The sequence below is a fragment of the Micromonospora sp. NPDC003776 genome (assembly GCF_053605645.1).
In genome coordinates this window covers 1-20,783 of sequence record NZ_JBSGJR010000027.1, presented here as the reverse complement: position 1 = coordinate 20,783, position 20,783 = coordinate 1, and the positions used below count along the sequence as shown (strand labels likewise).

Below are 20,783 nucleotides of genomic sequence, written 5' to 3'. Positions count from 1 at the left end.
CAGTGCCCCTGTCGACCGCCGGCCGCATGGACGGGCACCGGCCGGGTAGACGGGCGCGGGGGGCGACGTATGGGGAACGGACGGGTTCCAGCTGGGTTCACCGAGCAGCGGGCACAGGTCGGCGACGTCACACTCAACTACGTCCGCGGCGGCCGAGGGCCCACGCTGATGCTGCTGCACGGCTATCCCCAGTGCTGGCGCATGTGGCGGCACGTGCTGCCCCGACTGGCCGAGTCGTACGAGGTGGTCGCGCCCGATCTGCGCGGCTTCGGCGGCAGCGACGCCCCGCCCGGCGGCTACGACAAGAAGACGGTCGCCGCCGACCTGCACGGGCTGCTCACCGTGCTCGGCCTGACCGGGGAGATCCGGCTGGTCGGCCACGACGTGGGCACCATGGTCGCGTACGCCTACGCGGCCGCCCATCCGGATCAGGTCGTGCGGCTGGTCCTCACCGAGGCCCCGATCCCCGACGAGAGCATCTACACGTTCCCGGCGCTGACCGCCGCCGGCCCGGCGGTGTGGAACTTCGGCTTCTTCACTGTCCCCAACGGCCTGCCGGAGCAGCTCGTCGCCGGCCGGGAGGCGGTCTGGGTGGACCGCTTCACCGACTCGATCATGGTCAACAAAGGCAGCCTCGGCCCGGACGACATCGAGGAGTACGCCGGGCACCTACGCGACGCGGCGCACCTGCGGGCCAGCTTCGGCTACTTCCGGGCCTTCGGGCAGGACATCGCCGACAACGCGGCGTACCGGTCGACCAAGCTCGCCATGCCGGTGCTCGCCGTCGGCGCCCGGGCCAGCCTCGGCCCCCAGGTGGCCGATCAGGTACGCCGGTACGCCGACACCGTCACCGGCGAGGTGGTCGAGGACTCCGGCCACTGGCTGTTCGAGGAGCGCCCGGACGAACTGCTCGCCCTGCTGCGGCGTTTCCTGTCCGACTGACCGCTCAGGCGGCCGGCTCCCAAGCGTACGCGGCCAGCGGGGGGTCGAGCGGGGCGTCGACGAGCCGGTTGGCGAAGGTCGAGATGGTGTACGCCCCGACGCCGAGCACCACGTCCAGCGCGTGCCGGCGCCGCCAACCGGCGGCGAGGAAGGCGTCCAGTTCGTCGTCGGGGACGGCGCCCCGGTGGTCGAGGACGGCCAGGGTGAACCGGCGTAGCGCCTCCAGGCGCGGCTCGGGCAGCGCGGTGCCGGCGCGCAGCGCGGAGATCAACTCGGGCGCCCCGCCGAGCCCCGTCAGGCTGGCGGTGTGCATGGCCACGCAGAGGTGGCACTCGTTGCGGGTGGCGACGGTGAGCACCACCACCTCGCGGGCAACCGGGTCGAGGTCGGTGGAGTCGAAGACGGCGATGGCGCCGAGGAAGCCCTTGAGCAGCTCCGGCGACTCGGCCAGCAGGGCGACGGCGGCCGGGAGATGGCCCTGCTTGCGCTGGACGGCGGCCATGATCTGACGCCCGGCGGCGGATGCGGTGTCGGCGGTGTGGACGGTGAAGACCGGTCGGGACACGACGGAACCCCTCACGTAAGATAGTCAACGTGGTTGATGAAATAGTAAACGAGGTTGTCGAATATGGCAACGCGTGACCGTCCCGGCTTCGCGCTGCCGCTGCTGCTGCTCGCCGGCTTCCGGACGCTCATCGACGACCTGCACGCCGAACTCGCCCGGCAGGGCCACCCCGAGCTGCGCCCGGCCCACGGCTTCGTCCTCCAGGCCGTCGGCCCGTCCGGCACCACGGCGTCCGACCTCGGCCAGCGCCTCGGCGTCTCCAAGCAGGCGGCCGGCAAGACCGTCGACCGGCTGGTCGCGCTCGGCTACCTCGAACGCGTCGACGACCCCGCCGACGCCCGCCGCAAGCTGGTCCAGATGACGGCGAAGGGCCGCGACGGGCTGCGCCGCTCCGCGATCGTCTTCGATCAGCTCCGGGACCGCTGGGCGGCCACCCTCGGCGCCGGCCGGGTCGCGGCGATCGAGGACGACCTGCGCCGGATGGTCCCGGCCGACGTCTTCCGCCTCGACGTACCGGGCTGGTTCAGCGGGTGACCGGGCACCTCAGTCGTGGTAGAGGCGGGCAGGATCCAGCAGGACGACATCCGGCCGTGCCGACGCCGCTCGGACGAGGTCGTCGACGAAGCCCTGGCCACTTGCCAACACCAGGCGGGTGGCCGCCGTGTCGAACCCCGGGCGCACGATCAGGAGTTCCCTGATTCGCTCCAACCGTTCCAGGTCGGCGAGGCCAAGCCGCCGGCCCCACTTGACTTCGCCGATCGCCAGCAACGGGCGCGGGCCGTCCCCCAGCGGCGGCTCGCCGAGGGCGACCAGGTCGAGTTCATGACTCTTCCGGCTGCCCGGATCGGTCACCGTGGCGGCACTCGCCTCCGCGACGAGCCCGCCCAGCAGATCGGGATCGGCGAAGCGCAGGGACCACTGGCGCACGATTTCCTCGAAGCGGGGGCCGAGGACCGCGCTGGCGTACCGGCGCTGCGAGCGGCGCCAGACGTCGGCCCCGCGACGCTGCTCGAGCGCGGTCCAGGCCGGTCGCATGATGGCCTGGTAGAACGTGATCAGTGGTTCGGTGATCCGGTAGCTGCTGCGGCCGCTCCGGAACGGATCCGGCTCGCGCGCGAGCAATCCGGCGTCCTCCAGCACGGTCAGTGGATGCTGAAGGTCGTTGGCTTTCCGCCCGATGTAGCCCGCGATGCCACCTCGGCTGGCATTGCCGTCCGCGACCGCCGCGAGCACCGAGTGGTACAGCGCCGTGTCCCGGAGGTCCGGGTCCTCGGCCAGCAGGTAGCGGGCCTCCCTGAACAGGGGACGGGCGGGATTGAGCACGGCCCGCACCACCCAGTCGTCGAAGTCCTCCGGGCCGGCCGGCGCGTCGTCCTGGACGTACTCCCGTCGGTAGGCGGGCGTGCCGCCCACGATGGCGAACACCCGGACCGCCAGCAGGGGGTCTGTGAGCCCCCAGAACGCGGCGGCCGCCCGGTAGTCCAGCGGCTGCACCGGCAACTCCAACCCGGCTCGTCCGCGCAGCGGGGCCGATCCGGCGAGCAGGCCACCCATGAAGGACAGCGCCGATCCGCACAGGAGCAGGCGCGTCCGGGACTCGGTTCGCTGCGGCCGGCCCGGGGTGAGCGCGTGCTGGATGATCGAGGGAAGATCACGCGCGGCACGCACCAGGTACGGAAACTCATCGAGGACGACGGTCTCCGGACGGTCGCGCCCGAGCGCGAGCAGGGCGTCGACGGCGGCACCCCAGTCGGCCAGGTGCACCGGGCCCGGCGACCCTGCGTAAATCCCCAGCGCCTCGCCCAGCCGGCGGAGCGACTCGGTCGACGTCGCCTCCGTGGCACCGAAGTAGAAGCCCCCACCGGACCGGGCAAGCTCGTAGAGCAGCAGCGTCTTGCCTTGGCGCCGGCGGCCGCTGACCACACCGAGCGTGGCGCCCGGCCGATCATCGGCGACGAATCGGGCGAGTTCCCCCCACTCCACGTCCCGATCGAAGATCTCGGCGGGCTTCACCGCTAGGGCCACGCTGTCCCCGCAATTCGTAGAACTACATTTCTTAGAAGTGTAGTCCTACATTTTGCGTCGCTGACAGCATTGCCCCCGGCGCGCCACGATGGGCGCATGGACGACGCGTACGTGGTGGGCGACCCGGACGGCCTGACCCCGCTCCAGGCGGAGATCCGGGACGCCGTGGCCCGGGAGCTGCACGCCCAGTTCGCCCTCCGGGCCGACCGGCTCGACCTGGCCGACCTGCCCGAGGTGGCCTACCAGATCACCCTGCGGGTCGACGGGGTGCTGAGCAGCAGACGACCGGCCCGCTGAGACGGCGCGACCGCCGAGGGCCCAGCGGGCTCCCGGCGGTCGGCGCGGCGCGGGTCAGTTGACGCCGGCGTACGAGTGCAGGCCGGTGAAGAAGAAGTTGACCCCGAAGAGGTTCATCAGCATGGTCAGGAAGCCCAGGATGGAGATCCAGGTGGCCACGTTGCGCTTGATGCTCGGGGTGGCCCGGGCGTGCAGATAGCCGGCGTAGACCACCCAGGAGATGAAGGCCCAGGTCTCCTTCGGGTCCCAGCCCCAGGCCCGACCCCAGGCGGCCTCGGCCCAGATCGCCCCGGCGATCACCGCGAAGGTGAAGATCGGGAACGCGAAGGCGTGCAGCGTGAAGGTCAGCCGCTCCAGGCCGGCCGCGGCCGGCAGCCGGCGGGCCAGGGTGTACGGGAAGCTGCGCTTGCCCTGCTCCCAGCCGGACCGCATCAGGTACGACGCGGCCGGCACCACGCCCAGCAGGAAGATGCCGGAGGCGAAGATGATCGTCGACACGTGGATGATGAACCAGTACGACTGGAGCGCCGGCATCAGCGGCGTGACCTGCACATAGAGCTTCAGCTCGGCGAACGCCAGCAGCAGCACCATGACCAGGGTCAGGAACAGCCCCAGCCGGCGCAGCTGCGGCTGCTTCCAGAGCACCACGAGCCAGGCGGCGACCCCGATGAAGGTGACCGTCAGCACGAACTCGTACATGTTGCCCCAGGGCATCCGCTCGGCGGCGATGCCCCGGGTGACCACCGCGCCCAGGTGCAGCGCGGCGGCGAGCACCGTCACCCAGGCGGCGATCCTGCCGGCCACCGCGGCCCGGGCGCCAGAGCGGCCGGTCCGGGTCTCGGCCGGTACGGCCACCGGCTCCTCGACGGTGCCGCCGGCCCCGCCGACGCCCGCGCCGACCAGCTCCCGGGCGGGGGCGGCGGCGACCTTCGTCGACACCGCGCGGGCATTGCCGAGCGCGTACTCGACGGCGTGGCTGATCATGGCGACCAGGTACGCCAGGATCGCGTACGTGACCAGCTGGTCGGAGAGTGCGGACATCACTCGTCTCCTTCTCGCGCCCGCCGGTCGTCCCGCCCGTCGTCGCTGACCGCGGCGACGAGCTGCGCGAACTCGTCGGCGAAACCCGGATGCTCGGTGCGCGGCAGCCCACCGGCCTCCACCAAGCTACTACCGCTCGTCGGAGATCCGGCGTCGGGGGGCGAAACCCGGAACCAGACCCGGCGCCGCCGGGCGAAGAGCGAACCCATCAGGCCGAGCAGCAGCGTCCCGCTGGCGACCAGCAGCAGGGTCTGTCCGGGGGCGTACCGGACCGCGATGGTGATGTACGGCTTGGTGCCGACGAACTCCAGCGTGCTGCCGTCGTCCAGGGTCCACTTCTCGCCGAGGCCCAGCTTCTTGTCGTCGATCTGCTTCAGCTTGCCGTTGGCGATCTGCCGCTGGTCGAGCTTGTAGACCGATCCGGGGATCCCGGCGTCCAGCCCGAGGTTGCCCCGGTAGGCGACCAGCACCACCGCCGGGTTGCGCTCCTCCGGGAAGTGGGAGGAGACGAACGGCGGCTTGTCCGGGGCGGTGGGGAGGTAGAGGCCCTCGAAGGCGACCTGCTGGTCGGGAGCGCGCTTGCCGGTCTTCGGGTCGACGTTCGCGTCCGGGAAGGCGGCGACACCCTCCTCGGTCGCGTTCGGGTCGCCGGTCCGCAGGAACGGCGCGGTGCTGGTCTGGCTGCGGCCGTACCGGTCGGTGTACTTGAGGATCGGGGCGTAGCCGTTGCCCAGCAGGTAGACGTTGGCCGAGCCGAGCCGCAGCGGCGAGTTGACCGAGAAGCCGGCCGTCCGGGTCGGCCCGCCCGGCTGGTCCACGTTCACCGTGGCCCAGTAGTGCGACGCCTGACCGGAGGGGAGGTACTTCGCCTCGAACTTCTCGAGGGTGAGGCAGAACGGCGGCAGGTCGGCGCTGTCCACCCGGGGGCCGAGGGTCGCCTCCGCGTACTGCTGGCGGGTGTTGCAGAAGGCGTTCTCGTCGCCCGAGACCAGGATCCGGTTGCCGTGCCAGCCGTACCAGGAGCCCACCGCGACCCCGAGCAGGACGGCGACCAGCGAGACGTGGAAGAGCAGGTTGCCGGTCTCCTTGAGGTAGCCCTTCTCGGCGGAGACCTCGTCGCCGCGGACCGTCACCCGCCAGCGGCGGCGGCGCAGCACCGCCGCGATGGCCTCGGCGTCGGCGGCGGCCGGCGCCTCCAGCACCGCGTGCTGCGGCAGCCGGTCGAGCCGCTTGGGCGCGGCCGGTGGCTTCATCCGCAGCGCCCGGACGTGGTCGCGCGCCCGGGGCAGGATGCAGCCGACCAGCGAGGTGAAGAGCAGCAGGTAGATCGCGGAGAACCAGACCGAGCCGAAGACCTCGAACATGCCCAGCTGGTCGAGCCGGGGCGCCAGGTCGGGGTGGTCGGTGAACCACTGGTTGACCTTCTCCGGGTTGACCCCGCGCTGCGGCAGCACGGAACCGGGGATGGCGGCGACCGCGAGCAGGAAGAGCAGGATCAAGGCGGTACGCATGCTGGTCAGCTGCCGCCAGGAGTTGCGCAGCAGGGCCAGCACCGGGTTGACCCGTCGCCGGGGCGCCTCGGCCGGCGGGCTGGCCGGCCGGTCGTCCACGGTCGTCATCAGATGCTCACCTCGCCCGTGCCCACGTGCGTCTGCAGCCAGATCACGAAGTTCTGCCAGCCGCCGGTGACCAGCGCCAGGCCGATCAGGATCAGCAGCACGCCGCCGATCCGGGTGACCCAGCGGCTGTTGCGCCGGACGGCGCGGAACACCCCGAGCAGGCGGTGGAAGCCCAGCCCGAAGACGACGAACGGTACCCCCAGCCCGAGGCAGTACGCCACGGCGAGCAGCACCGCGCGGTCGGTCTTGCCCTCCACCGCCGCCATGCCGAGCACCGCGCTGAGCGTCGGGCCGGTGCAGGGCACCCAACTCAGTGCGAAGACCACGCCCAGAACCGGGGCGCCGAGCAGCCCGGCGGCGGGCAGCCGCTGGATCCGGAACTCGCGCTGCAGCCCGGGGATCACGCCCAGGTAGCCGAGCCCGAGCACGACCACCAGCGCGCCGATGACGATCTCCAGCACCCGCTCGTGCTCGAAGAAGACCTTGCCGATGCTGGAGAAGAGGATCGCGGTGGCGACGAAGACGGCGGTGAAACCGGCGATGAAGAGCAGCGTGCCGGCCAGCACCCGGGCCTTGACCGCGGTCACCGACCGGGCCGCCGGCGGGGCCGCGACGGCCACGCCCCCGGCGCCCGGCGTGGGGTCCGCGGCGGGCGGCGCCGGCGTCCGGGACCGGCCCTCGAGGTCGGTGCCGGCGAGGCCGGTGACGTAGGACAGGTAGCCGGGCATGAGGGGAAGGACGCACGGGGAGAGGAAGCTGACCAGCCCGGCGAGCGCCGCGGCGCCGATCGCGAGCAGCAGCGGCCCGGACTCGGCGACCTGGCGGAAGGTCTCGCCCATCAGCGGGACGCCGACTCTTCGGCGGCGATCTTCTCGACGATCGGGCGCAGCCCCTCCTGGGTCACCGCGGCCCGGACCACCGTGGCGATCCGGCCCTCGCGGTCGAGCACGACCGTGGCCGGGATGGTGTTCGGCGGGATGTCCAGGGCCAGCGCCAGCCGGCTCGCCGGGTCGAAGAGGCTCGGGTAGGTGACCCGGCCCTCCTCGAAGGCGAGCGCCTTGTCCTTGCTGTCCTGCACGTTGACGCCGAGGAAGGTTACCCCGGACGCCCGGGTCGCCTGGTAGGTGGCCTCCAGGTCGTCCGCCTCGGCGCGGCAGGGCGCGCACCAGGAACCCCAGAAGTTGACCACCACGACCTTGCCCCGGTCCTGGGCGACGTCGTACCGGCCGCCGGTGAGCAGGTCACCGGCGAGGGTAGGGGCCTTCGACCGCTGGTCCGGAGCGCACTCGATGATGCCGTTCCGGTCCGCGCAGCGGCTCTCCTGGCTGCCGGAGGAGCAGCCGACCAGCGCCGTTCCGGCGGTGACGGCGCAGAGCAGGACGGCGACGAGCCTCCGGGTGAGCATCAGGCCCCCTTGGCCGTCCGGGCGGTCGGCGAGATCGCGATCAGGTGAGCGGCCGGCTCGGAGTATCCGATGCCGACGATCTTGGCGCCGTCGAAGTGGAACGAGGTGAGGCTGGCCAGGCCGCACTGCCGCTTGCGCGGGTCGTGCCAGAGGCGCTTGCGCTCGACGTGCCGGCGCAGGGTCCAGATCGGGAGCTGGTGGGAGACGAGGACGGCCTCGCGCCCCTCGGCGGCCACCCGGGCGGCCTGCAGCGCGGCGAACATCCGCTCGGCGATCGCCTGGTACGCCTCGCCCCAGGACGGGGTGACCGGGTCGCGCAGCACCCACCAGTTGCGCGGGTCGCGGAACGAGCCGTCGCCCGGGGAGACCTTCTTGCCCTCGAACCAGTTGGCGCTCTCGATCAGCCGCTCGTCCACCCCGACCGGGAGCCCGAACTGGGCGGCGATCGGCTCGGCGGTCTGCTGGGCGCGCTCCAGCGGGCTGGCCACCACGTGCACCACGGTCCGCTCGGCGAGCGCCTGAGCGGCGGCCTTGGCCATCTGGACGCCCAGCTCGGAGAGGCGGAAACCGGGCAGCCGGCCGTAGAGGATGCCGTCCGGGTTGTAGACCTCGCCGTGCCGCAGCACGTGGACCACCGTCTCGCTCACCACTACCCCCCGTGTACCGCCGCTGCCGCCGCCGTCGCCGCGCCCGGCAGGGCGGCGGCGATCTGCTCCAGGGCGGCGTCATCGATCGCCGCCGACACGAACCACGACTCGAACGCGCTCGGCGGCAGGTAGACGCCGGCGGCGAGCATCGCGTGGAAGAACGCCTTGAACGCGGGCACCTGCTGGGTGCGGGCGCTGTCGTAGTCAACGACGTCGGCGTCGGTGAAGAAGATCGAGAACATGTTGCCCGCGTACGACAGCCGGTGCGGGACCCCGGCGGCGGCCAGCGCGTCGGCGGCGAGCTTGCCCACCGTGGCGGCCGTCTCGTCGAGCCGGCGGTAGAGGGCGTCGTCGGCCAGCCGCAGCGTGGCCAGGCCGGCGGCGCAGGCGAGCGGGTTACCGGAGAGGGTGCCGGCCTGGTAGACCGGGCCGGCCGGAGCCAGCTTCGCCATGATCTCCGCCCGGCCGCCGAACGCCGCGGCGGGCAGGCCGCCACCCATGACCTTCCCGTACGTCCACAGGTCGGCGTCCGAGGCGTCGAGGCCGTGCCAGCCGGCGCGGGAGACCCGGAACCCGGTCATCACCTCGTCGACGATGAGCAGTGCCCCGTGCGCGTGGGCGATCCGGGCGAGCTGTTGGTTGAAGCCCTCCCGGGGAGCGATGACGCCCATGTTGCCGGCGGCCGCCTCGGTGATGATCGCGGCGATGTGCGGCCCCTCGGCGGCGAACACCTCCTCCACCGCGCGGAGGTCGTTGTACGGCAGCACGATGGTGTCCCCGGCGGCCGCCCCGGTGACGCCGGGCGAATCGGGCAGGCCGAAGGTGGCCACCCCGGAGCCGGCGGCGGCGAGCAGCGCGTCCGAGTGGCCGTGGTAGCAGCCGGAGAACTTGACGATCTTGGCCCGACCGGTGAAGCCCCGGGCCAGCCGGATCGCCGACATTGTCGCCTCGGTGCCCGAGTTGACCAGGCGCACCTGCTCGACCGGGGTACGCGCGACGATCTCCGCCGCCAGGTCGACCTCACCCGGGGTCGGGGTGCCGAAGCTGGTGCCCAGCGCGGCGGCGGCGCGCAGCGCCTCGACCACCTCGGGGTGGGCGTGCCCGAGGATCAGCGGCCCCCAGGAGCAGACCAGGTCGACGTAGCGCCGGCCGTCGGCGTCGAAGAGCCAGGGACCCTCCCCCCGGACCATGAAGCGCGGGGTGCCGCCGACGGCACGGAACGCGCGCACGGGAGAGTTCACCCCGCCGGGCACGATGGCCTTGGCGCGGTCGAACAGGGCCTCGGAGGCCGGCGCGTCGGCCGGGTAGCGGCCGGATCCGGCGGAAAAGGTATCGGTCACGATGCCGCCCATTGTGTCAGCGCCGGGCGGCTGGTCGGCAGCCACCCCGCGTCGCGGGTTACCCGGCTCACGCCCCGCGTGGCCCCCTCATGATCGCCGGGGGCCGCCGGCTCGCCGGGCCGGGTGGTCGAGATCGCGATAGGCTGACGCGGTGGATCGCGCCGAACTGTCCATCACGGTGCACCGGACGGGCGACGAAGCCGTGCTTCGCCTTGCCGGTGAGATCGACATGCTCACGGCCGCCCAGCTGTCGACGGTTGTCAATGAGGTGCTGGCCGATCCCCCGCCGCGCATCGTGCTCGACCTGGCCGGCGTGACCTTCTGCGACTCCCAGGGCCTCGGCACCCTGGTGGTGCTCAGCCGCAAGGCCAGCCACGCCCAGAGCCTGCTGGTGCTGAGCAACGTCGGCGACTTCCTCCTCCGCGTCCTGGACATCACCGGCCTCCGCAGCGCCCTGATGATCCGCAACGGCACCCCCTGACCCCCCACCCGTCCTTGTTGATCAAGGAGTTTGCGTCTGATCGGGGGCGATTCCGGACGCAAACCCCTTGATCAACCGGCTGGCAGGGGGGTTAGACGGTGGGGATGTCGCGGCGGTGGAAGGTGGTCAGGCCGGCCGCCGCCAGGGCGAGGGCCAGGAGGGTGAGGGTCCAGAGGGGGGTGGCGCTCCAGGTGGGGCCGAGGGTCTGCGGGGTGTGGGTGAACGGGGAGAGGTCCAGCAGCCACTGGCTCAGCTTCAGCACCGCGCCGATCTGACCGAGCAGCACGCAGACCGCCAGCGCCCCCCAGGCCACCGGCGCGACCCGGGGCAGCATTCCGTAGAGCAGCACCGCCAACCCGGCCAGCACCCAGGCCGCCGGCACCTGGGCCAGCGCCGCGCCGAGCATCCGGGGCAGCTCGCCCGGCACGTCCCGCACGCTCAGGCCGTACGTCAGGCCGGTGGCCAGACCGGTCACGGCGAGCACCACCACCGGTCCGAGCAGCGCGAACACCACGTGCGACAGCAGCCAGGCGGACCGGCGCGTCTCGGTGGCGAGCAGCGGCTCGGTCCGGCCGGCGGACTCCTCCGCGCGCATCCGCAGCGCGGCCTGGATGCCGTAGCCGGCCGCGGCCCACCCGGCCAGGCTGAGCGTGGCCCCCAGGTAGGCGTCGGAGAGGCCGGCGGACCCGCCGATCTTGGCCATGATCTCCTCCAGCTGCGGGTTCCCCTCGACCGAGCGTCCGGCGGCCTTCGCGGCACCGCCCAGGATCAGCCCGAGCAGCCCGAAGCCGACGGACCACCAAAGGATCTGCCCCCGGTGCAGTCGCCAGGCCAGCCCGAACGGCCCGGCGAGAGCCGAGCCGGCGGTGGGCCGCCCGAGCCGGGGCGGCAGCAGGCCACCGCCCAGGTCGCGGCGCACCGACAGCGGGTACGCGGCCGCGGCGACCAGCGCCGCCACCAGCACCGGCAGCGCCGCCACCCACCAGCGCTCCCCCTCGTACGCCCGGATCCGCGGCCCCCAGCCCAGCGGGGAGAGCCAGCTCGGCCAGTCGTTGCTCGCGGTGTCCCCGACCAGGCGCAGCGCGAAGGACGCGGCGAGGACCGCGATCCCGACGCCCCGCGCCCCGCCCGCCGTCTCGGTGAGCTGGGCGGCCAGCCCGCCGACCGTGGCGAACACGATGCCGGTCAGCGCGGAGGCGAGGCCGTACGCGTACGAGCCGGTGGCCGGCAACCCGGTGGCGACCAGCCCGGCGGCGCTGAGCAGGCCCAGCAGCAGGTCGGCCGCGTACGTCACGAGCAGCGCGGCGGTCAGTCCGGCGTGCCGACCCAGCACCGAGCCGCCGAGCAGTTCCCGGCGCCCGGCCTCCTCCTCGGTACGGGTGTGCCGGATCACCGTGAGCAGGCTGGCCAGCCCGACGATCACCAGCAGGAAGCCGGCGCGCTGGGCGGTCAGTGCGCCCACGCTGTCGCCGTACAGCGGGCCGAGCAGCGCGACGATCGACGGGTTGCGGCCCGTGCCGGTGGCGTACGCCGCCCGCTCCGACTCGGTGGAGAAGAACTCGAAGAAGCTCTTCGCGTACGTCATCGGCAGGACGGCGAGGACCAGCACCCAGAGCGGGAGCAGGAAGCGGTCCCGGCGCAGGATCAGCCGGACCAGGTGGCGGGTGCCGGTCAGGGTGGTCATCGGGCCACCTCGGCCGGGGCGGTCTCGTAGTGCCGCAGGAACAGCTCCTCAAGGGTCGGCGGCTTGCTGACCAGGCTGCGTACGCCCAGCTCGGTGAGGCGGCGCAGGGCGGTGTCGAGCGCGGCGCCGTCCACGTCGAAGCGCACCCGGTTCCCGTCGACCCGCAGGTCGTGCACGCCGGGCAGGTCGGCCAGCCCGTCGAGCGGGGCGGCCAGCTCGGCGTCGATCGAGGTCCGGTGCAGGTGGCGCAGGTCCCCGAGGGTGCCGGACTCCACGGCGCGGCCGTTACGGATGATCGTCACCCGGTCGCAGAGCGCCTCCACCTCGGCCAGGATGTGGCTGGACAGCAGCACCGTGCGGCCGTCCTGCTTGGCCCGGTGCACCCAGTGCTGGAAGACCTCCTCCATCAGCGGGTCGAGCCCGGAGGTCGGCTCGTCGAGGATGAGCAGCTCGACGTCGGAGGCGAGCGCGGCGACCAGGCCGACCTTCTGCCGGTTGCCCTTCGAGTAGGCCCGGCCCTTCTTGCGCGGATCCAGTTCGAAGGACTCCAGCAGCTCGGCGCGGCGCTTCGGGTCGAGCCCGCCGCGCATCCGGCCGAGCAGGTCGATCACCTCGCCCCCGCTGAGCGTGGGCCAGAGGGTGACGTCGCCGGGGACGTACGCCAGCCGGCGGTGCAGGGCGACGGCGTCGCGCCAGGGGTCGCCGCCGAGCAGCCGGACCGCCCCCGCGTCCGCCCGCAGCAGGCCGAGCAGCACCCGGATGGTGGTGGACTTTCCCGAGCCGTTCGGGCCGAGGAACCCGTGCACCTCGCCCGCGCGCACGGTGAGGTCGAGTCCGTCGAGCGCTCGGGTCCGGCCGAAGGTCTTCACCAGGCCGGACACCTCAATAGGGGTTTCCATACTTCGGAAGCTACGCTCGTTTCATAAACTTGTGAAGACAGTGAGATCTGAGAGACGATCAGGTGTGATGAGCGAGACGACGCCGATGACCGAGCCGCCCCACCGGGACGAGGAAGAGGTCCACCTCTTCGTCGAACGGATGGCGATGGCGTTCGCGGAAGTCGGCTTCCCCCGGATGGCCGGCCGGGTGCTGTTCACCGTGATGAGCGCGGACGAGCCGCTGACCGCCGCCGAGATCGGCGAGCGGCTGGGGGTGAGCGCCGCGGCGGTCTCCGGCGCGGTCCGCTACCTGACCCAGTTCGCCATGCTGGTCCGCGAGCCGGTCAAGGGCTCCCGGCGGGACCGCTACCGGATGCCGGACAACGCCTGGTACGAGGCCACCATCACCAAGACCGGCCTCTACAAGAACTTCATCGACATCGCCAACGGCGGGGTCGACGCGCTGCTCGGGCGGACGACGCCGGCCGGCGAGCGGGTGGCCGAGATGCGGGACTTCTTCCTCTTCGTACAGGAGGAGATCGACGGCCTCGGCGAGCGGTGGCGGGCCCGGCGGGCCGCGACCGGGCACGGCGGCCGGGCCGAAGGCTGACCGTCAGGCCAGATTGCCCCAGCGCGCCTGCTCCAGGATGTCCACCGCACGGTCCCGGGCCTCCGGGCTGTCGTCCGCGCGCAGCACGGTGGTCGCCTCGTCCACCGCGTCGGTGAGCACCCGCCACTGCGCGTCCCGCTCCCGCACCAGGTCGGACTGGGCGGCGAGCTGCCGGGTCTTCACCCATAGCTCCACGAAGACCGACACCTTGGCCCGCAGCACCCACGGGTCGAACGGCTTGGTCAGGTAGTCGACCGCGCCGACCGCGTAGCCGCGCAGGGCGAGCTGGGCGTCCTTGTCCGCGGCGGTGAGGAAGATGATCGGTACGTGCCGGGTGCGCTCGCGCCGCTTGATGTGGGTGGCGGTCTCGAAGCCGTCCATGTCCGGCATCTGGGCGTCCAGCAGGATCACCGCGAAGTCGTCGACCAGGAGCTGCTTCAGCGCCGCCTCACCGCTCTCGACGGCGACCGACTGCACCGGAAGCCCCTGGAGGATGGCCTCCAGGGCCATCAGGTTCTCCCGCCGGTCGTCCACCAGCAGCGCCTTGGCCATCTGGGTCACGAAGTCTCCTCGCCTCGGCTCCGGCCGATCCAGGACGCCATCATCTCGATCAACTCGTCCAGGTCCACCGGCTTGGTGATGTAGTCACTGCCCCCGGCCGCGATCGCCGACTCCCGGTCACCCGGCATCGCCTTCGCGGTCAGGAAGACGATCGGCAGGTCCGCGAAGCGGTGGTTGCGGCGGATCTGCCGGGTCGTCTCGTATCCGTCCTGGTCCGGCATCATCGCGTCCATCAGCACGATGTCCACCTCCGGATGCTCGGCCAGTTGGCGGACCCCGTCCGCCCCGTTGTCCGAGTACAACACGGTCATCCCATGGAGTTCCAACGCAGAGGTCAGGGCGAACACGTTCCGGACGTCGTCGTCGACGATCAGGACGGTCACCCCCTCCAGCCGCCGGGTGGCCGGCGTCTCCGGCGGCTGGGGCAGCTCCATGGGCATGAGCAGGGACGACGGCAGGCCCGCGCGCTGCGGCGAGGGCGGCGCCGGCGCGACCACCGCGTCCGGTGCCAGCACGTCCGGTACGAAGAGGGTGAAGGTCGACCCCTGCTCCGGCGCCGACGACACGGTGATCGTGCCGCCGAGCAGGCGGGCCAAGTCCCGGCTGATCGACAGGCCCAGCCCGGTGCCGCCGTACCGCCGGCTGGTGGTGCCGTCGGCCTGCTGGAACGCCTCGAAGATCAGCGAGAGCTTGTCGTCCGAGACGCCGATGCCGGTGTCGATCACGGTGAACGCGATCACCTGCCGGGCGTTGGTGAGCGCCGGCACGTCGAAGACCGCGTTCTCGGCGGCCGGGGCGATCCGCAGCGTCACCGCGCCGTGGTCGGTGAACTTCACCGCGTTGGAGAGCAGGTTGCGCAGGATCTGCTGCAGCCGCTGGGCGTCGGTGACCAGCGCCGCCGGCAGGTCCTTGCTGATCCGCACCTGGAAGTCGAGGCCCTTCTCCTCGGCCTGCGGGGCGAACGCCTGCTCGACGTAGCCGCGGATCTCGGAGAAGTGGACCTCGGTCGGCTCCACGTCCATCCGGCCCGCCTCGATCTTGGACAGGTCGAGGATGTCGTCGATCAGCGAGAGCAGGTCCGAGCCGGCGCTGTGGATCGTCCGGGCGAACTCGATCTGCTTCGGGCTCAGGTTGTGCTCCGGGTTCTCCGCCAGCAGCCGGGCCAGCAGCAGCAGCGAGTTCAGCGGCGTTCGCAGCTCGTGGCTCATGTTCGCCAGGAACTCCGACTTGTACGCCGACGCCCGGGTGAGCTGCTGCGCCTTCTCCTCCAGGCCGAGGCGGGCCAGCTCGATCTCCCGGTTCTGCGTCTCGATGTTCGTCTTCTGCTCCGACAGCAGCCGGGCCTTGTCCTCCAGCTCGGCGTTGGTCCGCTGGAGCTCCGCCGACTGCTCCTGGAGTTCGTGCGCCAGCCGCTGCGACTGGGCCAGCAGCTCCTCCGTACGCCGGTTGGCCTGGATGGTGTTGACCGCGATGCCGATCGTGGTGACCAGCCGCTCCAGGAACGACAGGTGCAGCTCGGAGAAGGTGGTCACGCCGGCGAACTCGATCACCCCGAGCAGCTCTCCCTCGAAGAGCACGGGGAGCACGACCAGGTCGGCGGGGGGCGTCTCGGCCAGCCCGGAGCGCAGCACCAGGCGATGGTCGGGCTGGGTGCTGACCCGGATGGTCCGCCGGGAGAGCGCGGCCTGCCCGACCAGTCCCTCGCCCGGGCCGAACGTCACGTCATGTCCACGCGCCACGTAGCCGTAGGAGGCCGTGAGTCGCAGCCGCATGCTCCCCTCGGAGCTGTCCGCCAGGAAGAACGCGCCGAGCTGCGCGTCGACCAGCGGGGTCACCTCCATCATGATCATGCGGCAGACCTCGCCGAGGTCCCGCTGGCCCTGGAGCAGGCCGCCGATCCGGGCCAGGTTGGAGTCCAGCCAGCCCTGCTCGGCGTTCTTCTTGGTCGTCTCCCGGAGGGTGACGATCATCTGGTTGATGTTGTCCTTCAGCTCGGCGACCTCGCCCTGCGCCTTGACCGCGATCCGCTGGGTCAGGTCGCCCCGGGTCACCGAGGTGGAGACCTGCGCGATGGCCCGCAGCTGGGTGGTCAGAGTCGAGGCGAGCTGGTTGACGTTCTCGGTGAGGTCCCGCCAGGTGCCCGAGACGCCCTTCACCTGCGCCTGACCACCGAGCTTGCCCTCGGTACCCACCTCGCGGGCCACCCGGGTCACCTCGTCGGCGAACGACGACAGCTGATCCACCATCGTGTTCACGGTGTTCTTCAGCTCCAGGATCTCGCCCTGCGCATCCACGGTGATCTTCTGCGACAGGTCACCCTTGGCGACCGCGGTGGTCACGGAGGCGATGTTCCGCACCTGACCGGTCAGGTTCGACGCCATCGAGTTGACGTTGTCGGTGAGGTCCCGCCAGGTGCCCGAGACCCCCTTCACCTGCGCCTGACCACCGAGCTTGCCCTCGGTACCCACCTCGCGGGCCACCCGGGTCACCTCGTCCGCGAACGACGACAGCTGATCCACCATCGTGTTCACGGTGTTCTTCAGCTCCAGGATCTCGCCCTGCGCATCCACGGTGATCTTCTGCGACAGGTCACCCTTCGCCACCGCCGTCGACACCTGGGCGATGTTCCGCACCTGGCTGGTCAGGTTGGAGGCCATCGAGTTCACGTTGTCGGTGAGGTCGCGCCAGGTGCCGGCGACGCCGCGTACCTGGGCCTGGCCGCCGAGCTTGCCCTCGGTGCCCACCTCGCGGGCCACGCGGGTCACCTCGTCCGCGAACGACGACAGCTGATCCACCATGGTGTTGACCGTGGACTTCAGCTCCAGGATCTCGCCGCGGGCGTCCACCGTGATCTTCTGGCTCAGGTCGCCCTTCGCGACCGCGGTGGTGACCGAGGCGATGTTCCGCACCTGGGAGGTCAGGTTCGAGGCCATCGAGTTCACGTTGTCGGTCAGGTCGCGCCAGGTGCCCGAGACCCCCTTCACCTGCGCCTGACCGCCGAGCTTGCCCTCGGTGCCCACCTCACGGGCCACCCGGGTCACCTCGTCCGCGAACGACGACAGCTGATCCACCATCGTGTTCACGGTGTTCTTCAGCTCCAGGATCTCACCCTGCGCATCCACGGTGATCTTCTGCGACAGGTCACCCTTCGCCACCGCCGTCGACACCTGCGAGATGTTGCGGACCTGGCTGGTCAGGTTCCCGGCGAGCTGGTTCACGTTCTCGGTCAGGTCGCGCCAGGTGCCGGAGACCCCGCGTACCTGGGCCTGACCACCGAGCTTGCCCTCGATGCCCACCTCACGGGCCACCCGGGTCACCTCGTCCGCGAACGACGACAGCTGATCCACCATCGTGTTCACGGTGTCCTTCAGCTCCAGGATCTCACCCTGCGCGGCCACCGTGATCTTCTGGGAGAGGTCGCCCCGGGCAACCGCGGTCGAGACCTGGGCGATGTTCCGCACCTGCGCGGTCAGGTTCGACGCCATCGAGTTGACGCTGTCGGTCAGGTCCTTCCAGGTGCCCGCGACGTTCGGCACCTCCGCCTGACCGCCCAGGTTGCCCTCGGTGCCCACCTCGCGGGCCACCCGGGTCACCTGCTCGGCGAAGAGCCGCAGCGTGTCGGTGAGCGAGTTCATCGTGTCGGCCAGCTCGGCCACCTCGCCGCGCGCCCCGACAGTGATCTTCTGCGACAGGTCGCCCTTGGCCACCGCGGTCGCCACCTGCGAGATCGACCGCACCTGGCCGGTGAGGTTCGACGCCATGGTGTTCACCGAGTCGGTGAGGTCCTTCCAGGTGCCGGCCACCCCGCGTACGTCGGCCTGGCCGCCCAGCTTGCCCTCGGTGCCCACCTCACGGGCCACCCGGGTCACCTCGTCGGCGAAGGAGGAGAGCTGGTCGACCATGGTGTTCACGGTGCGGCCGATGCGCAGGTACTCACCGCGCAGCGGGCGACCGTCTATCTCCAGCGCCATGTGCTGGGACAGGTCGCCGTCCGCCACCGCCACGATCACCCGGGCGATCTCCGTGGTGGGGCGCCCCAGGTCGTCGATCAGCGAGTTGACCGCCCGCTGCCCCTCCGCCCACGAACCGTCCAGGCCCTCGTCGTCGAGACGCTCGGTGAGCCGGCCGTCCCGGCCGACGATCCGGCTGATCCGGCGCAGGTCCAGGTGCTGGCGCTCCTGGAGCGACGCCACGTCGTTGAAGGCGTCGGCCACCTCGCCGGCCAGGCCGGCCCTGCGGGGCAGCCGGACCCGGAGGTCGCCGCGACGTACCCGTCGTAGCGCCTCCACCAACTCGCCGAGGAGCACCTCGTGGTCGTCCGCGGCTACCGACTGTTTCGCCGTGGTCATCATTCCTCGCTCAGCTCGGGGCCCACCGGCTCGTGCCGACACGCGGCCATCCCATCATTCTGCCCGCGTCACGTCGAGGCGACGACCTGCTACCGACCGCCACGCCGCCGTTCCGGCCCGTCCCCGGCCGTCCGGCCGATCGGTGGACCGCTTGGCACCCGGGGTGGCGGCGGTGGAGGATACGAAGGTGCCAGCGGAGGAGAAGCCGCCGATGAACGGCGGCCCGGACGAGCACGTCCGCCGGGTCCGGCTTCCCGCCGACCGGCGTACGCCCGCCGCCGCCCGCGCGCTCGTCCGGTCCGTGCTCATCGAGGCCGGGCTGTCCGGTCTGGCCAACGAAGCGCTGCTGCTCACCACCGAACTCGCCACCAACGCCGTCGAACACGCCCGCACCGAACTGGACATCGAGGTCGAGGCGGACGACACCGGACTCACCGTGACGGTCACCGACTTCGCCTCGGGACCCGTCGAGGAGCTGGTGGTCGGCGTACGCAACGACGCCTCCGAGATCACCGAGGTGGCCGAGCGGGGGCGTGGGCTGCTGCTGGTCGACCACTTCGCCAGCCGGTGGGGCACCACCTACCTGCCCACCGGGAAGGGGGTCTGGTTCCGCCTCGACCGGTCCGGCACGACGCCGTCCGCCCGGCCGGTCGGAGCCGACCGCCGTACGCCGCTCGCCGGCGGGGACGCCACCGGGGAGACCACCCCGAGCGCCGCCGCGATGAGCGAGCTGCTGCAGACCAACCCCGACCCGTACGCCGACGATCCGCTGCCCGAGTTCGGCGCCGAGCTGCTGACCCGGCTCGCCGAGATGGTGGGCGCGGCCGGCGGCGTGGTCCGGCTGGACCGGGGCGACGGGCAGGGCACCCAGGTGCTCGCCCGGTACGGCCGGCAGCCCCGGGAGGGCAGCGACCTGCTCCGGGTGCCGCTCGCCGTGCACCGCCCGTACGCCGGTGAGCTGGAGCTGGATGCGGCCCCCTCCGCGTACGCCCGGCCGCTGGCCATGCTGGCGGCCGAGCGGCTCTCGCTGCACCTGGAGAACGACCGGCTGCGCCGGGCGGACATCCGCCGGTCGGCCTGGCTGACCTTCCTCGCCGAGGCGAGTGAGCTGCTGGCCCAGTCCCTCGACGTCGAGCTGACCATGGCGCTCGTCCCGCAGCTGGTGGTGCCCCGGCTGGGCCAGTGGTGCGCGGTGCACACCACCGACGAGTGGGGCCGGCTCCGGCTGGCCGCCGCCAGCCACGCCGACGAGGCGATGCTGCCGCAGCTGCACCGGGTGCTCCGGGAGACCGGGCCGGACTCGATCCAGTCCCGGCTGCGCGAGGCGTCCCGCAGTGCGGCGCAGGTGCCGCTGAGCGGGCCGATGGAGGGCTTCGCCGTACCGCTGATCGCGCGGGGGCAGCGGCTCGGCACCCTCGCCGTCGGCCGGCACCAGCGGCACCGGCACGACCCGGACGAGGTCTCGGTGCTGGAGGACGTGGCCCGGCGCGCGGCGCTGGCCATCGAGAACGCCCGGATCCACGCCGAGCGGCGCCGGGTGGCACAGACCCTGCAGAAGTCGCTGCTGCCGCCGGTGCTCCCGGTCGTCGAGGGCATCGGCTTCGCCGCCGAGTACGTGCCGACCGGGGACGAGGCCGAGGTCGGCGGCGACTTCTACGACGTGGTGCCACTCCCGGACGGCCGCTGGCTGGTGGTCATCGGGGACGTCTCCGGCAAGGGCGTGCAGGCGGCGGCGGTGACCGGCCTGGTGCGGGACGTGATCCGGGTGCTCGTCGGCGACGGCAAGCCGCTGCCGGAGGTGCTGGTCCGGCTGAACGAGACGCTGGTCGACCGGGGTGGCGGCCGGTACTGCACGCTCGCGCTGGCGGCGGTCGGGCCGGGTGAGGACCGGCAGCTCGACGTCTCGCTGCACCTGGCCGGGCACGACCGTCCGGTGCTGCTGCGCAGTGGGGGCGGGGCCGGCTTCGTCGGCACCGGCGGCACGGCGCTGGGCCTGCTCGACTCGATCGCCACGCCGACGGCGGAGGTCCCGCTCGGGCCGGGCGACGCGCTCATCTTCTACACCGACGGGGTCACCGAGCGGCGGCGCGGCCGGGAACTCTTCGGCACCGACCGGCTGCGCGAGTCGGCGGCCCCGCTCGCCGGCTACTCCGCCGACGTGGTGGCCGCCCGCCTCCGTGCCACCGCGATCGGCTTCTCGGTCGAACCCCCCCGCGACGACATCGCCGTCCTCGTCCTCCGCAACGACGCCCTCTAACCCCCTACCCCCGGGCCCGGCCGCCCACCGCCCGACCTGTTGATCAAGGGGTTTGCGTCTGGCACGGCCTCGAAACTGACGC

The 20,783-nt window shown here is 72.1% G+C and carries 18 protein-coding genes; 6 read left to right on the top strand and 12 right to left on the bottom strand.

Features of this window, described 5'->3' with window-relative positions:
- Nucleotides 1-69 precede the first annotated feature (69 nt).
- Nucleotides 70-942, top strand: coding sequence for an alpha/beta fold hydrolase (locus ACWEVO_RS04760; protein WP_452306222.1), 873 nt, complete (start codon nt 70-72; stop codon nt 940-942).
- A gap of 4 nt (nt 943-946) precedes the next feature.
- Here ACWEVO_RS04760 and ACWEVO_RS04755 read toward each other — a convergent pair whose 3' ends face one another.
- Nucleotides 947-1,507: a carboxymuconolactone decarboxylase family protein gene (locus ACWEVO_RS04755; RefSeq protein ID WP_452306221.1), complete on the bottom strand. Its 561-nt coding sequence runs from the start codon at nt 1,505-1,507 to the stop codon at nt 947-949.
- Between the two features lie 63 nt (nt 1,508-1,570).
- Here ACWEVO_RS04755 and ACWEVO_RS04750 point away from each other — a divergent pair, with 63 nt between their 5' ends.
- Nucleotides 1,571-2,041: a MarR family winged helix-turn-helix transcriptional regulator gene (locus ACWEVO_RS04750; RefSeq protein ID WP_452306220.1), complete on the top strand. Its 471-nt coding sequence runs from the start codon at nt 1,571-1,573 to the stop codon at nt 2,039-2,041.
- Between the two features lie 9 nt (nt 2,042-2,050).
- Here ACWEVO_RS04750 and ACWEVO_RS04745 read toward each other — a convergent pair whose 3' ends face one another.
- Nucleotides 2,051-3,520 (bottom strand): ATP-binding protein, encoded by a 1,470-nt coding sequence (locus tag ACWEVO_RS04745; RefSeq protein ID WP_452306219.1) that lies wholly within the window; start codon nt 3,518-3,520, stop codon nt 2,051-2,053.
- A gap of 108 nt (nt 3,521-3,628) precedes the next feature.
- On the opposite strand from ACWEVO_RS04745, the gene ACWEVO_RS04740 reads away from it, so the two are divergent.
- Nucleotides 3,629-3,829: a hypothetical protein gene (locus ACWEVO_RS04740; RefSeq protein ID WP_452306218.1), complete on the top strand. Its 201-nt coding sequence runs from the start codon at nt 3,629-3,631 to the stop codon at nt 3,827-3,829.
- Nucleotides 3,830-3,883: 54 nt separating this feature from the next.
- Here the strand turns inward: ACWEVO_RS04740 and ccsB are convergent, their stop codons facing one another.
- From ccsB to hemL, 6 genes are read right to left on the bottom strand one after another with little or no spacing between them, the layout of a single operon-like run.
- Nucleotides 3,884-4,870: a c-type cytochrome biogenesis protein CcsB gene (gene ccsB, locus ACWEVO_RS04735; protein WP_452306217.1), complete on the bottom strand. Its 987-nt coding sequence runs from the start codon at nt 4,868-4,870 to the stop codon at nt 3,884-3,886.
- Nucleotides 4,870-6,489 (bottom strand): cytochrome c biogenesis protein ResB, encoded by a 1,620-nt coding sequence (gene resB, locus ACWEVO_RS04730; RefSeq protein ID WP_452306216.1) that lies wholly within the window; start codon nt 6,487-6,489, stop codon nt 4,870-4,872. The genes ccsB and resB overlap by 1 nt, the downstream gene beginning before the upstream one ends.
- Entirely contained in the window at nt 6,489-7,328 is an 840-nt protein-coding gene (locus ACWEVO_RS04725) for a cytochrome c biogenesis CcdA family protein (RefSeq protein WP_452306215.1), read from the bottom strand. Before ACWEVO_RS04725 ends, resB begins: the two co-directional genes overlap by 1 nt.
- Nucleotides 7,328-7,894, bottom strand: coding sequence for a TlpA family protein disulfide reductase (locus ACWEVO_RS04720; RefSeq protein ID WP_452306214.1), 567 nt, complete (start codon nt 7,892-7,894; stop codon nt 7,328-7,330). The genes ACWEVO_RS04725 and ACWEVO_RS04720 overlap by 1 nt, the downstream gene beginning before the upstream one ends.
- On the bottom strand, nt 7,894-8,541 hold the full coding sequence (locus ACWEVO_RS04715) for a histidine phosphatase family protein (RefSeq protein ID WP_452306213.1): 648 nt from the start codon (nt 8,539-8,541) through the stop codon (nt 7,894-7,896). Before ACWEVO_RS04715 ends, ACWEVO_RS04720 begins: the two co-directional genes overlap by 1 nt.
- 2 nt (nt 8,542-8,543) lie before the next feature.
- Nucleotides 8,544-9,881, bottom strand: coding sequence for a glutamate-1-semialdehyde 2,1-aminomutase (gene hemL, locus ACWEVO_RS04710; RefSeq protein ID WP_452306212.1), 1,338 nt, complete (start codon nt 9,879-9,881; stop codon nt 8,544-8,546).
- Between the two features lie 151 nt (nt 9,882-10,032).
- Here hemL and ACWEVO_RS04705 point away from each other — a divergent pair, with 151 nt between their 5' ends.
- Nucleotides 10,033-10,362, top strand: coding sequence for an STAS domain-containing protein (locus tag ACWEVO_RS04705; RefSeq protein ID WP_452306211.1), 330 nt, complete (start codon nt 10,033-10,035; stop codon nt 10,360-10,362).
- A gap of 91 nt (nt 10,363-10,453) precedes the next feature.
- On the opposite strand, the gene ACWEVO_RS04700 is transcribed toward ACWEVO_RS04705, so the two are convergent.
- A complete protein-coding gene (locus tag ACWEVO_RS04700; RefSeq protein ID WP_452306210.1) occupies nt 10,454-12,046 on the bottom strand; it encodes an ABC transporter permease in 1,593 nt (530 codons plus the stop codon).
- Nucleotides 12,043-12,945, bottom strand: a complete 903-nt coding sequence (locus ACWEVO_RS04695) for an ABC transporter ATP-binding protein (RefSeq protein WP_452306209.1) — start codon at nt 12,943-12,945, stop codon at nt 12,043-12,045. Before ACWEVO_RS04695 ends, ACWEVO_RS04700 begins: the two co-directional genes overlap by 4 nt.
- 67 nt (nt 12,946-13,012) lie before the next feature.
- On the opposite strand from ACWEVO_RS04695, the gene ACWEVO_RS04690 reads away from it, so the two are divergent.
- Nucleotides 13,013-13,534, top strand: coding sequence for a GbsR/MarR family transcriptional regulator (locus ACWEVO_RS04690; protein ID WP_452306208.1), 522 nt, complete (start codon nt 13,013-13,015; stop codon nt 13,532-13,534).
- Nucleotides 13,535-13,537: 3 nt separating this feature from the next.
- Here the strand turns inward: ACWEVO_RS04690 and ACWEVO_RS04685 are convergent, their stop codons facing one another.
- Together ACWEVO_RS04685 and ACWEVO_RS04680 are read right to left on the bottom strand one after the other, a co-directional pair.
- On the bottom strand, nt 13,538-14,095 hold the full coding sequence (locus ACWEVO_RS04685; RefSeq protein WP_452306207.1) for a response regulator: 558 nt from the start codon (nt 14,093-14,095) through the stop codon (nt 13,538-13,540).
- Nucleotides 14,092-18,444 (bottom strand): HAMP domain-containing protein, encoded by a 4,353-nt coding sequence (locus tag ACWEVO_RS04680; protein ID WP_452306206.1) that lies wholly within the window; start codon nt 18,442-18,444, stop codon nt 14,092-14,094. Before ACWEVO_RS04680 ends, ACWEVO_RS04685 begins: the two co-directional genes overlap by 4 nt.
- 211 nt (nt 18,445-18,655) lie before the next feature.
- On the opposite strand from ACWEVO_RS04680, the gene ACWEVO_RS04675 reads away from it, so the two are divergent.
- Entirely contained in the window at nt 18,656-20,701 is a 2,046-nt protein-coding gene (locus tag ACWEVO_RS04675) for a SpoIIE family protein phosphatase (protein ID WP_452306230.1), read from the top strand.
- Nucleotides 20,702-20,783 lie beyond the last annotated feature (82 nt).

What these genes read in the sequence shown, in the direction of transcription:
- ACWEVO_RS04695 (WP_452306209.1), bottom strand. Translation starts at nt 12,945, where the DNA reads ATGGAAACCCCTATTGAGGTGTCCGGCCTGGTGAAGACCTTCGGCCGG.
- ACWEVO_RS04675 (WP_452306230.1), top strand. Translation starts at nt 18,656, where the DNA reads ATGAACGGCGGCCCGGACGAGCACGTCCGCCGGGTCCGGCTTCCCGCC.
- ccsB (WP_452306217.1), bottom strand. Translation starts at nt 4,870, where the DNA reads ATGTCCGCACTCTCCGACCAGCTGGTCACGTACGCGATCCTGGCGTAC.
- ACWEVO_RS04760 (WP_452306222.1), top strand. Translation starts at nt 70, where the DNA reads ATGGGGAACGGACGGGTTCCAGCTGGGTTCACCGAGCAGCGGGCACAG.
- ACWEVO_RS04725 (WP_452306215.1), bottom strand. Translation starts at nt 7,328, where the DNA reads ATGGGCGAGACCTTCCGCCAGGTCGCCGAGTCCGGGCCGCTGCTGCTC.
- ACWEVO_RS04700 (WP_452306210.1), bottom strand. Translation starts at nt 12,046, where the DNA reads ATGACCACCCTGACCGGCACCCGCCACCTGGTCCGGCTGATCCTGCGC.
- ACWEVO_RS04690 (WP_452306208.1), top strand. Translation starts at nt 13,013, where the DNA reads ATGAGCGAGACGACGCCGATGACCGAGCCGCCCCACCGGGACGAGGAA.
- resB (WP_452306216.1), bottom strand. Translation starts at nt 6,489, where the DNA reads ATGACGACCGTGGACGACCGGCCGGCCAGCCCGCCGGCCGAGGCGCCC.
- ACWEVO_RS04740 (WP_452306218.1), top strand. Translation starts at nt 3,629, where the DNA reads ATGGACGACGCGTACGTGGTGGGCGACCCGGACGGCCTGACCCCGCTC.
- ACWEVO_RS04720 (WP_452306214.1), bottom strand. Translation starts at nt 7,894, where the DNA reads ATGCTCACCCGGAGGCTCGTCGCCGTCCTGCTCTGCGCCGTCACCGCC.
- ACWEVO_RS04680 (WP_452306206.1), bottom strand. Translation starts at nt 18,444, where the DNA reads ATGACCACGGCGAAACAGTCGGTAGCCGCGGACGACCACGAGGTGCTC.
- ACWEVO_RS04750 (WP_452306220.1), top strand. Translation starts at nt 1,571, where the DNA reads ATGGCAACGCGTGACCGTCCCGGCTTCGCGCTGCCGCTGCTGCTGCTC.